This window comes from Herbaspirillum sp. SJZ099, assembly GCF_007828355.1.
GTDB lineage: Bacteria > Pseudomonadota > Gammaproteobacteria > Burkholderiales > Burkholderiaceae_D > Herbaspirillum.
The window spans coordinates 273876-286460 of record NZ_VIUO01000004.1 but is presented as its reverse complement, the minus strand read 5'-3'; the positions used below and the strand labels follow the sequence as shown (position 1 = coordinate 286460).

Annotated in this window: 13 protein-coding genes; all 13 read right to left on the bottom strand. The window is 63.8% G+C overall.

Annotation, left to right across the window (positions count from 1 at the left end; all coding sequences use genetic code 11):
* Positions 1-21: 21 nt before the first annotated feature.
* Positions 22-873, bottom strand: coding sequence for an ABC transporter permease (locus tag FB597_RS11500; RefSeq protein WP_141912311.1), 852 nt, complete (start codon positions 871-873; stop codon positions 22-24).
* A gap of 14 nt (positions 874-887) precedes the next feature.
* Positions 888-1697 (bottom strand): ABC transporter ATP-binding protein, encoded by an 810-nt coding sequence (locus tag FB597_RS11495; protein ID WP_141912307.1) that lies wholly within the window; start codon positions 1695-1697, stop codon positions 888-890.
* A gap of 205 nt (positions 1698-1902) precedes the next feature.
* Positions 1903-2940, bottom strand: coding sequence for an ABC transporter substrate-binding protein (locus FB597_RS11490; RefSeq protein ID WP_144769587.1), 1038 nt, complete (start codon positions 2938-2940; stop codon positions 1903-1905).
* A 121-nt stretch (positions 2941-3061) separates the two neighbouring features.
* Entirely contained in the window at positions 3062-4327 is a 1266-nt protein-coding gene (locus FB597_RS11485; RefSeq protein ID WP_141912301.1) for a CaiB/BaiF CoA-transferase family protein, read from the bottom strand.
* A 286-nt stretch (positions 4328-4613) separates the two neighbouring features.
* Complete coding sequence (recR, locus tag FB597_RS11480; RefSeq protein ID WP_144769586.1) at positions 4614-5210, bottom strand: recombination mediator RecR; 597 nt, start codon at positions 5208-5210, stop codon at positions 4614-4616.
* Between the two features lie 107 nt (positions 5211-5317).
* Positions 5318-5620 (bottom strand): YciI family protein, encoded by a 303-nt coding sequence (locus FB597_RS11475; RefSeq protein WP_141912292.1) that lies wholly within the window; start codon positions 5618-5620, stop codon positions 5318-5320.
* A gap of 124 nt (positions 5621-5744) precedes the next feature.
* A complete protein-coding gene (locus FB597_RS11470) occupies positions 5745-6071 on the bottom strand; it encodes a YbaB/EbfC family nucleoid-associated protein (protein ID WP_141912290.1) in 327 nt (108 codons plus the stop codon).
* 81 nt (positions 6072-6152) lie between these two features.
* Positions 6153-8204 (bottom strand): DNA polymerase III subunit gamma/tau, encoded by a 2052-nt coding sequence (locus tag FB597_RS11465; protein WP_144769585.1) that lies wholly within the window; start codon positions 8202-8204, stop codon positions 6153-6155.
* A 143-nt stretch (positions 8205-8347) separates the two neighbouring features.
* Positions 8348-8698: a helix-hairpin-helix domain-containing protein gene (locus FB597_RS11460; protein WP_141912285.1), complete on the bottom strand. Its 351-nt coding sequence runs from the start codon at positions 8696-8698 to the stop codon at positions 8348-8350.
* 140 nt (positions 8699-8838) lie between these two features.
* The gene (gene rfaE1, locus FB597_RS11455; protein WP_141912283.1) at positions 8839-9774 is read right to left on the bottom strand and encodes a D-glycero-beta-D-manno-heptose-7-phosphate kinase; all 936 of its coding nucleotides are present in this window, start codon (positions 9772-9774) and stop codon (positions 8839-8841) included.
* 1 nt (position 9775) lies between these two features.
* The gene (locus tag FB597_RS11450) at positions 9776-11155 is read right to left on the bottom strand and encodes a UDP-glucose/GDP-mannose dehydrogenase family protein (protein ID WP_144769584.1); all 1380 of its coding nucleotides are present in this window, start codon (positions 11153-11155) and stop codon (positions 9776-9778) included.
* Positions 11156-11192: 37 nt separating this feature from the next.
* On the bottom strand, positions 11193-12368 hold the full coding sequence (lapB, locus tag FB597_RS11445) for a lipopolysaccharide assembly protein LapB (RefSeq protein ID WP_141912278.1): 1176 nt from the start codon (positions 12366-12368) through the stop codon (positions 11193-11195).
* Positions 12358-12579: a hypothetical protein gene (locus tag FB597_RS11440; RefSeq protein ID WP_144769583.1), complete on the bottom strand. Its 222-nt coding sequence runs from the start codon at positions 12577-12579 to the stop codon at positions 12358-12360. The genes lapB and FB597_RS11440 overlap by 11 nt, the downstream gene beginning before the upstream one ends.
* Positions 12580-12585: the final 6 nt, after the last annotated feature.

The window sequence follows — 12585 nt, the reverse complement described above, 5'->3', positions numbered from 1 at the left end:
CATGGAATCAGCGCAATGGCATCAGAGCTTCTCGGTCTCGCCGCTCTTGGGTTGCCATTTCATCAGGCGCTTCTCGATCACGCCCACGGCCAGGTCGAGCACCAGCGCGAACACCGTCAGCACGACGATGCCGGCGAACACGGTATTGATGTCGAAGGTGCCTTCGGCCTGAAGGATCAGGTAGCCGACGCCGCGCGCCGAGCCCAGGTACTCGCCCACCACGGCGCCGACGAAGGCCAGGCCGATCGAAGTATGCAGGCTGGAGAACACCCACGAGGTGGCCGACGGCAGGTACACCGTGCGCAGCAGCTGGCGCGCGTTGGCGCCCAGCATGCGGGCATTGGCCAGCACCACCGGGCTGACTTCCTTGACGCCCTGGTAGACGTTGAAAAAGACGATGAAGAACACCAGCGTGACCGCCAGCGCCACCTTGGACCAGATGCCCAGGCCGAACCACATGGCGAAGATCGGCGCCAGGATCACGCGCGGCATCGAGTTGGCGGCCTTCACGTAGGGATCGAGGATGGCCGAGGCGGTCGGCGACAGCGCCAGCCACAGGCCGATGCCAAGGCCGGAGACGGTGCCGATGATGAAGGCCAGCACGGTTTCGGTCAGGGTCACCAGCAGGTGCGAATAGATTTCGGCCGGGAAGGACAGCGTGAAGAAGGTGTAGTCGCCGAAGCCCACTTCCAGCGAACCGCTGCCGACCGTGAACCACGCCCAGATGCGCTGCGCGACCTTGATCGGCTCGCCAAAGAAGAAGGCGGTCTGCGGATTGCGGGTGGCGACGTGCCAGACGATGAGCACCACCACCAGCACCAGCAGTTGCCAGAAGCGGATGTTCTTGTGATTCGGTTTCAGGTATTTCCACATGATCGGCGACTTTCTTACGCTGCGCGCTTTTGTTGTTGATAGCCCTTGAGCACTTCATCGCGCAGGACGTTCCAGATCTGCTGGTGCAGTTCCACGAAACGCGGATGCGTGCGGATTTCCGCCACATCGCGCGGGCGCGGCAAGTCGATCTTGAATTCGCCGATCGGATGGGTGCCGGGACCGGCTGCCAGCACGATGACGCGATCGGACATGGCGATCGCCTCGTCCAGGTCGTGGGTGATGAACAGCACCGCCTTCTTCTTGGCGTTCCACAGGTCCAGCACTTCGTTTTCCATCAGCTGGCGGGTCTGGATGTCGAGGGCGGAGAACGGCTCGTCCATCAGGATGATGTCGGGGTCGAGGATCAGCGTCTGCGCCAGCGCCACGCGCTTGCGCATGCCGCCGGAGAGCTGGTGCGGATAGCGGTCGCCGAAACCTTGCAGCCCCACGCGCGCCAACCATTGTTCGCCCAGTTGCTCGGCTTCTTTTTCATCGTGGCCGCGGTATTGCAGGCCCGCGATGACGTTCTGCAAGGCGCTGCGCCAGGGCATCAGCGCCTCGCTCTGGAACATGTAGCCGGCGCGCTTGTTGATGCCGGTCAGCGGTTCGCCGAATATCTTGACGCTGCCCGACGACGGCTGCAGCAGCCCGGCGCCGACATTGAGCAAGGTCGACTTGCCGCAACCGGTCGGGCCGACCACGGAGACGAACTCGCCGGGCGCGATCGCCAGGGTGGTGTTGGCGACCGCGGTGTAGCGCTGCGATCGGTCGTCCTTCGAGATGAAGGTGCAGGTGATGTCGTCGAAAAAGAGTGCTGGGGTCATGACTGATACGGGCTATGTGGCAAACCCGGGTTGATGGATCGTGTGTTGCCTGGTTTTACTGCTGTTCCTGCTTCTTTGGTGCTGCGCTTGCCGACGCATTGCTGCGCAGCCGCTTTCCCTTTTACGCCGCGCCAGATGGACAAATGCCCGTTGCCGGGCATTTGTCGTCCATTCGCGTTGTACGGGAATCAGGCTGTCCTGCGCCTCATTTGTACTTGGCGTTGGCCTTCGCCACGAACGCGTTGGTGAAGGTCTTGGACAGGTCGACCTGCTTGTCGGCCAGCGAAGGTTCGAAGGCCTTCAGCGTGCGCAGCGCGGTGTCCGGGCCGCCCGGCGGGAAATAGCCGTCCGGCGAGATGGCCTGGCGCACCTTCATGAAGGCATCGATGTACAGCGAACGGTCGCCCAGCAGGTAACTTTCCGGCACGGCCTTGATGATGTCGGACGGGCCGGCCTTCTGGATCCACTTCAAGGCACGCACCATGGCGTTGGTCAGGGCCTGGGTGGTGTTCGGGTACTTCTGGATGAAGGCCGCCGGCGCGTACAGGGTGGCGGCCGGCATCGGGCCGCCGAAGACGTCATTGGTGTCTTTCAGGGTGCGGGTGTCGGCGATGACCTTGATCTCGTTGTGCTGTTCCAGCATCGAGATGACCGGGTCCAGGTTGGCGATGGCGTCGATCTGGCCGGAGCGGATCGCCGCGATCGCGCCGGCTGCCGCGCCCACGCCGATGAAGGACACGTCGGTCGGCTTCAGGCCGGCCTTGGCCAGCACGTAGCTGGCCATGATGCTGGTCGAGGAGCCCGGCGCGGTGACGCCGATCTTCTTGCCCTTCAGGTCGGCCACGCTCTTGTAGTTGGGCATGGTCTTGTTGCTGGCGGCCAGCACGATCTGCGGCGCGCGGCCTTGCAGCACGAAGGCCACGATGGGCTGGTTCTTCACCTGCATGTTGATGGTGTGTTCATAGGCGCCCGAGACCACGTCGGCGCTGCCGCCCACCATGGCCTGCAGCGCCTTGGCGCCGCCGGCGAAGTCGGAGATCTCGACCTGCAGGCCTTCATCCTTGAAATAGCCGAGCTGTTCGGCAATGGTCAGCGGCAAGTAATAGAACAGGTTCTTGCCGCCCACCGCGATCGAGACCTTGGGCTTTTCCAGGGCCTGGGCCGAGGCCTCGCCATTGAAAGAAAAATAGCCGGCCAAAAACAGGCCCGCAGCGATTATCAACTGCTTCCAGCTTAATTTCATTATGTCTCCTCCGTGGATTGGTGCTTCGTCTTCGTTCTTGCGGCGTATCAGGCTTGGGCGGGACGCGCGCCGCGCCGTAGCGGCGTCTGCTCGCGCCTCCCTTATTATTGGCCTGGATTTGTCAGATCACGCGCTCCTCGCGCAATCGTTTAATTTGGGCATCATCATACCCCAGCGAACGCAGGATTTCATCGCTGTGCGCGCCCAGCTCCGGACCCAGCCATTTGGTCTGGCCGGGGGTTTCGGACAGCTTGGGGGTGATCGCCGGTAACTTGATCGGGGTGCCGTCGGCGAAACGGTGCTGTTCGAACATGCCGCGCGCCAGGAATTGGGCATCGTCCATCATGTCCCTGACCGAATAGATCTTGCCTGCAGGGACATCGGCCGCCTGCAACGTGGCCAGCGCCTGCTCGATGGTTTGCGTATCGCACCATTGCTGGATCACGGCGTCGATTTCCTCGGTGCGCGGCACGCGGCCGTCGTTGCGCGCCAGGCCGGGATCGTTGGCCATGTCGTCGCGGCCGATGGCGCTCATCAGGCGCTTGAAGATGGCGTCGCCGTTGCCGGCGATGACGATGTTCTTGCCGTCGCCGGTAGTGTAGGTATTGGAAGGCACGATGCCCGGCAACGCGCCGCCGGTGCGCTCGCGCACCACGCCGGCGTGGTCGAACTCGGGCACCATCGATTCCATCATGTTGAACACCGCTTCATACAGCGCCACATCCACCATCTGGCCCTGCCCCGCCACGCAGTCGGCGCCGGATTTTCCGTTCCAGCGGCCGCCGGTGACGTCGCGGTGGCGCAGCGCCATCATGGCGCCGATGACGCCATGCAGCGCGGCAATCGAGTCGCCGATGGAAATACCGATGCGTACCGGCGGACGGTCCGGATGGCCCGACACGTAGCGGATGCCGCCCATCGATTCGCCGATCGCGCCGAAACCGGGCAAATCGCGCAGCGGGCCGGTCTGGCCATAGCCGGACAGGCGCACCATGATGGTGGCGGGGTTGAGTTTTTTCAGCGCCTCATAGCCGAGGTTCCATTTCTCCAGCACGCCGGGGCGGTAGTTCTCGATGATGACATCGGCTTCCAGCGCCAGCTGGCGGGCAATTTCCTGGGCCCGTTCGTCCTTCATGTTGAGAGTGAGGCTTTTCTTGTTGCGCGCCTGCACCGACCACCACAGCGAAGTGCCGTCCTTCAGCACGCGCCACTGGCGCAGCGGGTCGCCGTTCTCGGGCGCCTCGACCTTGATGACATCGGCGCCGAACTCGGCCAGCATGCGCGAGCAGAAAGGGCCGGCAATCAAGGTGCCGAGTTCGAGCACCTTGACGCCTGCCAGCGGGCCGGGACGTGCGGCGTTTTCCTGGTTGGATGCGGTTGTCGTCATTGTTCATGCACCGGATGCTGCGCTCGCGCATGGGGCGCGGTTCCGGTGTTCTCCTCATTTGTCTTATTGCCGGAGCGGGCTCTGCGGCCCGCGTCCATCGTTCGTTCCGTGCCTGTGCGCCGATGTCTGCGCAGACGCAGGCATGTTGCGCCGCCATATTGCCTGACATCGTACGTGCCAGCCGGCAAGCTGCCTATTCTATTGCAGCGGGCAGCCGCTGTCGCGCCTTTCAAGATCTTTTACGGGCGCAAATTTTTCATCAGAAGATCCGTTGCCTGTTGCCCGATCAGGTGCTGCGCCGGTCCAGCATGGCGCGTGCGATGGTGCCCGCATCCACGTATTCCAGCTCGCCGCCGACCGGCACGCCGCGCGCCAGGCGGCTGGCCTTGAGGCCGCGCGTCTTGAGCGTCTCGCTGATGTAGTGGGCGGTGGCTTCGCCTTCATTGGTGAAATTGGTGGCCAGCACCACTTCGGCCACCACGCCGTCGGTGGCGCGGGTGATCAGCTTTTCAAGATGGATGTCGCGCGGGCCGATGCCGTCCAGCGGCGAGAGATGCCCCATGAGCACGAAATACAGTCCCTTGTAGGTGAGCGTCTGCTCGATCATCATCTGGTCGGACGGCGACTCGACCACGCACAGGAGCGTGTGGTCGCGCTGCGGATCCTGGCAGGTTTCACAGATGACTTGCTCGGTGAAGGTATTGCACAGCGCGCAATGGCGGATGGTGTCGAGCGCGTGGGCCAGCGACTTGCTCAGCCCGAGCGCGGCGTCGCGGTCATGCTGCAAGAGATGATAGGCCATGCGCTGCGCGGTCTTGGGGCCGATGCCGGGAAGCTTGCGCAGCGATTCGGTCAGCAGGGTGAGACTGGATGGAGTTTTCAACCTGGATCCTGCAGTTGAATGCGTTCGCCCACACGGGAAACGCTATCGATACTGTCAATGCTTGTTTTGATACGACTCTCCAAATGATAGCAAGCGGTCAACCAGGTTTAATTGCGGTCAACCGAATAGCGGAAGGCTTCCAGCGCCTCCGCCGTCATCGAGGGGACAAATTCGATTATTTCATACTCGGCCACGCCGGCGATGTAAAAGGGATCGAGTTCGATGATCGCCTCCATTTCGGCACGGTCCGATGCATCCGCCAGGATGATACCGCCGGTGCGCGGCACCTTGCGGCCCGACATCAGGAACACGCCGTCCGCATATTGCTGGTTGAGGAATTTCTTGTGCGCGGTCAACAGGCTGTCGATTTCGCTCGCCGGCTTGGTGTACGTGATCGAGATAATGAACATGTTCCCTCCACAATGCGGTTCCTGCCATCCTGCCGGACATCGTTGCGACAACATCCCTGCGCCGGCGCATGCACATCATCGGGCAAGGCGCGCCGGCATGCGCACTTGCCCGGCTGCCAGGCGATCAGAACGGCATCTTGAAGCCCGGGGGCATCGGCATGCCGGCGGTGACGCTGGCCATCTTTTCCTGGCTGGTGGCTTCGGCCTTGCGCACTGCGTCGTTGAACGCGGCGGCGACCAGGTCTTCCAGCATGTCCTTGTCATCGGCCAGCAGCGACGGATCGATGGAAACGCGCTTGACGTCGTTCTTACAGGACATGACGACCTTGACCAGGCCGGCGCCGGACTGGCCTTCGACTTCGATCTGCGCCAGCTGGTCCTGCATTTTCTTCATGTTGTCCTGCATGGCCTGCGCTTGCTTCATCAGACCTGCCAATTGACCTTTCATCATCGCATTGCTCCTTCATCTTTCAATTCACGGAATTCTATCTTGTTTGCCCGCGGCCCCGGCGAATTCGCCGTCGGCCCCGGATCACAAGGGATGTATCGATCCCGGCACAATCGAGGCGCCGAACTCGCGCATCATGGACAGCACGAAGGGATCGTTCTGCATCTTTTGTTCGGCCTTGCGCTGGCGCTCGGCGCGGTCGGCTTCGGCCACCGCGTTGGCGGTGTCGGCCACGGCGCCGATCTCGGTTTCCACGCGCACTTCGCGGTTGAAGCGTTCCGACAGCGCCGCCATCAGCTTTTCCACGCTGCCGGAGGAACGCAGCGTCTCCAGCGGGATACGCAGATGGAAGCAGACATTGCCGCCGGCCAGGCTTTCGCAGCGCACCAGCTCGCTCTGGAACGCCATCTGGTGCACCACCCCGCGCAGCGGCAGGCTGGCGGCCAGGCTGGGCCAGTGGCCGTCCCAACCGAGATCGGCGGCGATACGCAGGGTTTCCTGCTTCTGGGCGGGCGTCGCCGCGGGGCGCTGCGGCGCGGCTGGCACCGCAGGCGGTGCGGGGGCAAAAGCCTCTTCGCTTACGTCTGGCGGGCGGGAGTATTCAGTTTTTTTTTGAGCGTCGATGCCGGCCGGCATCGCATCCTCTTCCCACGGCGGCATGGAATCGAATGGCGGCGGTTCCGGCATGGATGGCGGCATCTCCGGCGCGGCAGATGCCACAGGCGCGGCTGCGGGCGCAGGAGCGGGTACTGGCGCAGCCGGACGCGGTGCAGAGGGCGCCTTGCCATTCTTGCCGATAGACGCGCGCGCGGCCATCAATGCAGCTTCGCGGGCCGAACTCGGCGCGGCGGCGGGGGCCGCGGAGGGTGCGGGTCGCGCTGCCGGCGCCACTGGTGCCGGGGCCACCGGCGCACGGACCACAGGCGCCCTGGTCACCGCCGCTTGTGGCGCGACCAGGGGCGCCGCCTGGCGCGCAGCGGGCGGACGCGGCCCCGGTGCGCCACCGGCTGCCGGTACCGGCGCCGCGGCGTTCGCGCTGACCGGCCGGAAGGCCAGCATGCGCAAAAGCGTCATGGAAAAGCCGGCGTATTCGTCGGGCGCCAGGCCCAGCTCATTGCGGCCATGCACGGCGATCTGGTAGAACAGCTGCACATGCTCGGGACTGAACTGGGACGACAGGCGCAGGATGTCTTCGCGGTTGGGCACATCGTCGGCCAGTGCCGCCGGCACGCTCTGCGCCAGCGCAACCTGGTGCAACAAGGTGCCCAGGTCCTGCAAGGCGGCGTTATAGGACAGGCTGCGCGCGGCCATGTCGTCGGCCACGCCGAGCAGGGCCGCGCCATCTTGCGCCGCCAGGGCGTCGAGGATACGGATCAGGTAGGACTGGTCGAGCGCGCCCAGCATGCCTTGCACCGCTTCCAGCGTGACCTTGCCGGCGGCATAGGCGATCGCCTGGTCGGTCAGCGACAACGCGTCGCGCATGGAGCCGGAAGCGCCTTGCGCAAGCAGGCGCAAGGCCGGCGGGTCGAATTCGATGCCTTCCTGGTTCAGGATGTTGTCGAGGTGGCCGATGATGTGGCCCGGCGGCATCTGCTTCAGGTTGAATTGCAGGCAGCGCGACAACACGGTCACCGGGATCTTTTGCGGGTCGGTGGTGGCCAGGATGAACTTGATGTGCGCGGGCGGCTCCTCCAGCGTCTTCAGCATGGCGTTGAAGGCGTGGTTGGTCAGCATGTGCACTTCGTCGATCATGTAGACCTTGAAGCGGGCATTGGACGGCGCATAGACCGCCTGCTCCAGCAACTGCGCCATTTCGTCGACGCCGCGGTTGGAGGCCGCGTCCATTTCGATGTAGTCGACAAAACGCCCGGCATCGATGGCCACGCAAGCCTCGCACACGCCGCAGGGCGCGGCGGTAATGCCGCCGTTGCCATCCGTGCCGACGCAGTTGAGCGACTTGGCCAGGATGCGCGAAAGCGTGGTCTTGCCCACGCCGCGGGTGCCGGTGAACAGGTAGGCGTGATGCAGCCGCTGTTGCTCCAGCGCATGCGTCAGCGCGCGCACGACGTGCTCCTGGCCTACCAGGGTGTCGAAACTGCGGGGACGGTACTTGCGGGCGAGAACTTGATAGGACATGACGATGGCGGCGGTCGGCTTTTTGGCTCAGGTGGGCATTTTATTCTATTTCGCCGCCGGCATCGCCTTTGACGTGGTCGCGTCCTGAGATGCACGCCAAAAACGGCAATCCCGCCAAAACGGGATTGCCCGGTTGCCCGCGGTTACTTCTTGGCGGTTTCCGCCGGCTTGTCGCCGGCCGGCGCTGCCTTGCCGCCCTTGGCCGGCTGGCCGGAAGCCTCCGGCCTGGACTTGCCATTGACGGTCAGGCCATTGGCCGACAACTTGGCCGCGCTCTTTTCCTTGATGCCCTTGACGCGGTTCTGGAGGTCGTCCCAATCCTTGAAGCTGCCGCCCTTCTGGCGTTCTTCGAGGATACGCTTGGACATGGCCGGCCCGATGCCGCGGATGCCGTCAAGCGCAGCCTGGTCGGCCTTGTTGACGTCCACCTGGGCGAAAGCGAAGCCGGCGGCCATCAAAGCGGTAGCGATGAACAATAGAAATTTCTTCAACATGTCAGGTTCCTTTCAAAATTGAGGTCTGAAAACAAAAGGCAGTTGCACCATGGGATGCAACTGCCTGTGCTAACGTGACCTCAAGACCTGCGTTGACAGAAATATAACGAGAAATGACCGTTGAAAAATCAGCGCCCGATTCAGCCTGCCAGCAACTCATCGCGCGTGACGGTCGCCGTCCCCAGCTTGCCGACGACGATGCCGCCGGCGCGATTGGCCATGGCAACCGCATCGACCAGCGAAGCGCCGGCGCCCAGCATGACCGCCAGCGTGGCGATGACGGTGTCGCCCGCGCCGGAGACGTCGAACACTTCGCGCGCCATGGTCGGGAAATGCTGCACGTCGCCCTCCTGGTACAAGCTCATGCCTTCCTCGGAACGGGTCAGCAGCAATGCCTCCAGGTTGAGCGAAGCGCGCAGGTTCTGGGCGCGCGCGGTGAGGTCTTCTTCGTTTTTCCACTGGCCGACGATGCGCACCAGCTCGGACTTGTTCGGCGTCAGGATGCTGGCGCCCGCGTAGCGCTTGAAATCGTCGCCCTTGGGGTCAACCAGGATGCGCTTGCCCAGCGCGCGCGCGGCGGCGATCATCTCCGCCACGTTGACCAGGCTGCCCTTGGCGTAATCGGAAAAGACGATGACGTCGTAGTTGCCGACCAGCGAATTGAACTGCGTCAGCTTGTCGCGCAGCACGGTGTCGGTGGGCGCTTCCTCGAAGTCGATGCGCACCAGCTGTTGCTGGCGGCCGATCACGCGCAGCTTGACGATGGTGGAGATGGTGGCGTCGCGGTTGAGATGGCTGCTGATGCCCATCTCGCCCAGCATGCCTTCCACCACGCGCGCCGGCTCGTCGTCGCCGGTCACGCCCAAAAGCGCCGTCTGCGCGCTCAGGCTGGCGGTATTGCGCGCCACGTTGGCGGCGCCGCCCAGGCGCTCTTCCTTGCGCTCCACGCGTACCACCGGCACCGGCGCTTCCGGTGAGATGCGGTTGACTTCGCCGAACCAGTAACGGTCCAGCATCACGTCGCCCACGATCAGGATGCGGGCGGAATTCCAGGCTGCTGCGATATCCATGCTCATCTTATTGTCCACGGGTCAGGATGGAACGGCCGATGCCGTAATACTCGATGCCGCTGTCGGCCATCACTTGCGGTTCGAACAGGTTGCGGCCGTCGAAAATCACGGGGTTCTTCAAGGCCGCCTTGACGCGGTCAAAATCGGGGCTGCGGAAGGCCTTCCATTCGGTCACGATGGCCAGCGCATCGGCGCCCTCCAGCGCCGCCATCGGATTGGCCGCGAAGCTGATGCGCTCGAACAGCTTGGCGTCGTCGGCGCAGTCCAGCTTGAGCACGCGCTGCGCTTCCTTCATCGCCACCGGGTCGTACACCGACACGGTCGCGCCGCGGCGCACCAGTTCGCCCACCAGCACGCGCGAGGAGGCTTCGCGCATGTCATCGGTATTGGGCTTGAAAGCCAGGCCCCAGATCGCGAAGCGCTTGCCCGACAGATCTTCGCCGAAACGCTGGACCACCTTCTTGCCCAGCACATGCTTTTGCAGATCGTTGACCTGCTCGACCGCGCGCAGGATCAGCAGATCCTGGCCGTAGTCGCGCGCGGTGCGTTCCAGTGCCTGCACGTCCTTCGGGAAGCAGGAGCCGCCGTAACCGCAGCCGGCATACAGGAAACTGTGGCCGATGCGCGGGTCGGAACCGATGCCGTGGCGCACCGCCTCGATGTCGGCGCCGACCTTGTCGGCCAGGTTGGCCAACTCGTTCATGAACGAGATGCGGGTGGCCAGCATCGCGTTGGCCGCGTACTTGGTGAATTCGGCCGAGCGCACGTCCATCCAGAAGGTGCGCTCGTGGTTGCGGTTGAAGGGGGCGTACAACTTTTTCATCAACGCGTAGGCGCGCTGCCCTTCGGGCGTCTGGTCGTGGCCGATGACAATGCGGTCGGGGCGCATGAAGTCTTCCACCGCCGCGCCTTCTTTCAGGAATTCGGGATTGGAGACCACCGAGAAACTGGCGTCGGACTGGCCGCGCCTGGCCAGCTCATCCGCAATGGCCGCCTTGACGCGGTCGGCAGTGCCGACCGGCACGGTGGACTTGTCGACCACCACCTTGAAGCCATCCATGTAGCGGCCGATGTTGCGGGCTGCCGCCAGCACGTATTGCAGGTCGGCGGAACCGTCTTCATCGGGCGGCGTGCCGACGGCAATGAACTGGATCTCGCCATGCGCCACGCTGGCGGCGATGTCGGTGGAAAACTGCAGGCGGCCGGCGGCGCGGTTGCGCGCCACCACGTCTTCCAGGCCCGGCTCATGGATCGGGATGCCGCCGTTGTTGAGGATATCGACCTTGGATTGGTCGACATCCAGGCAAAACACGTCGTTGCCCAGCTCGGCCAGGCAAGCGCCGGTCACCAGGCCTACGTAGCCGGTGCCGATGATGGTGATTTTCATAGTGGATCCAGATTCAAAAAGTTGGCGTTCTCACGCCTCAGTTCATGACGTTGAGCTCTTCAGTGCGGCGCGGCGGGTAGGTTTCCCAGCGGCTGCAGCCGGGGCACTGCCAGTAGAACTGGCGCGCCTTGAAGCCGCAATGGCTGCACTGGTAGCGGGCCAGCTTCTGGGTATAGCCGTGCACCAGGGTCTTGACCACCGACAGCTCCGGCCGCACGCTCAGCGGCGCGGTCATCATGCGCGCCTCCAGGAACTTGTCCAGGCCCAGCAGCGTTGGGGTGCGGCGCAGTTCTTCGCTGACCAGGTTGTTGGCCGCTTCGACGCCCTCGGCATCGAGCACGGCCTTGAACACCACTTCCAGCAGGTCGATGGAAGGCGCTTCAGCCAGGTAGGCGCGCAGCAGGTTGATGCCTTCCTGCGGGCGGCCGATGGCGATATAGCCGTCCATCAGGCGCTGCGCCACCAACGCCGTATGCGGCACGCTCTGGTGTTCGACCCGGCGCCAGGCTTCCAGCGCGCCTGCGATGTCTCCCTTGGCGCGCAGCGCATCGCCCATCAACATGGTGGCGCGCACGCTCTTGCGGTCGGTGGCCAGGGCCTTGTCCAGCAGCGCGATGGCGGCATCGGCATTGGTGCGCACCAGTTCATCGGCGGCCAGTTCGCAATAGAACTGGGCGATCTCGCGCTGGCGGCCGCCGGCGCCGGTGGCTTGCAGGATCTCGGCGGCGGAAATGGCGCGCGTCCATTCCTTTTCGCGCTGGTAGATTTCCAGCAGCGCGCGGCCGGCCTGGGCGCTGTATTGCGTATCGATGAGCTTGTTGAAGCTCTCTTCAGCGCGATCCAGCAGGCCGGCCTTGAGGTAATCCTGGCCCAGTTCATACAGCGCATGGCCGTGGTGTTCGGCCGGCAGGTCCGGGCGCGCCAGCAGGTTCTGGTGGACGCGGATGGCGCGTTCGGTCTCGCCGCGGCGGCGGAACAGGTTGCCCAATGCGAAATGCAGGTCCACCGTTTCGGGATCGAGCTTGACGATTTCGATGAAGGCGTCGATGGCCTTGTCGGGCTGTTCGTTGAGCAGGAAATTCAGCCCCTTGAAATAGCCGCGCGGCAATGTGCGCGACTCGGACAACAGTTGGTTGATATCAACCCGCGCGGCAATCCATCCCAATCCGAAGAAGACAGGAATACCGAGCAACCACCAGAATTCAAATTCCATGACGAGAGGAGAAAATTAAACCTAGATTCAGCAGTTGAATGCCTTCGCCGGCACCGTGATCGGCGTGCCAGGCAAGGCGCGACGACGCGGCGCACTTAATGTGCGCAAGGAGGAGCAACGCCGCATGGCGCGGCGAGCGCGGTGCCGGAGAAGGCATAGCGCTCTCACCAGCAAGGTGAGCGGTATTGATACAGATAATGCTTGTGTTCATGCGGCT

Bases quoted from the DNA above. Each gene is read 5' to 3' on its own strand.
- FB597_RS11500 (WP_141912311.1), bottom strand. From the start codon at position 873: ATGTGGAAATACCTGAAACCGAATCACAAGAACATCCGCTTCTGGCAA.
- FB597_RS11495 (WP_141912307.1), bottom strand. From the start codon at position 1,697: ATGACCCCAGCACTCTTTTTCGACGACATCACCTGCACCTTCATCTCG.
- FB597_RS11490 (WP_144769587.1), bottom strand. From the start codon at position 2,940: ATGAAATTAAGCTGGAAGCAGTTGATAATCGCTGCGGGCCTGTTTTTG.
- FB597_RS11485 (WP_141912301.1), bottom strand. From the start codon at position 4,327: ATGACGACAACCGCATCCAACCAGGAAAACGCCGCACGTCCCGGCCCG.
- FB597_RS11475 (WP_141912292.1), bottom strand. From the start codon at position 5,620: ATGTTCATTATCTCGATCACGTACACCAAGCCGGCGAGCGAAATCGAC.
- FB597_RS11470 (WP_141912290.1), bottom strand. From the start codon at position 6,071: ATGATGAAAGGTCAATTGGCAGGTCTGATGAAGCAAGCGCAGGCCATG.
- FB597_RS11465 (WP_144769585.1), bottom strand. From the start codon at position 8,204: ATGTCCTATCAAGTTCTCGCCCGCAAGTACCGTCCCCGCAGTTTCGAC.
- FB597_RS11460 (WP_141912285.1), bottom strand. From the start codon at position 8,698: ATGTTGAAGAAATTTCTATTGTTCATCGCTACCGCTTTGATGGCCGCC.
- rfaE1 (WP_141912283.1), bottom strand. From the start codon at position 9,774: ATGAGCATGGATATCGCAGCAGCCTGGAATTCCGCCCGCATCCTGATC.
- FB597_RS11450 (WP_144769584.1), bottom strand. From the start codon at position 11,155: ATGAAAATCACCATCATCGGCACCGGCTACGTAGGCCTGGTGACCGGC.
- lapB (WP_141912278.1), bottom strand. From the start codon at position 12,368: ATGGAATTTGAATTCTGGTGGTTGCTCGGTATTCCTGTCTTCTTCGGA.
- FB597_RS11440 (WP_144769583.1), bottom strand. From the start codon at position 12,579: ATGAACACAAGCATTATCTGTATCAATACCGCTCACCTTGCTGGTGAG.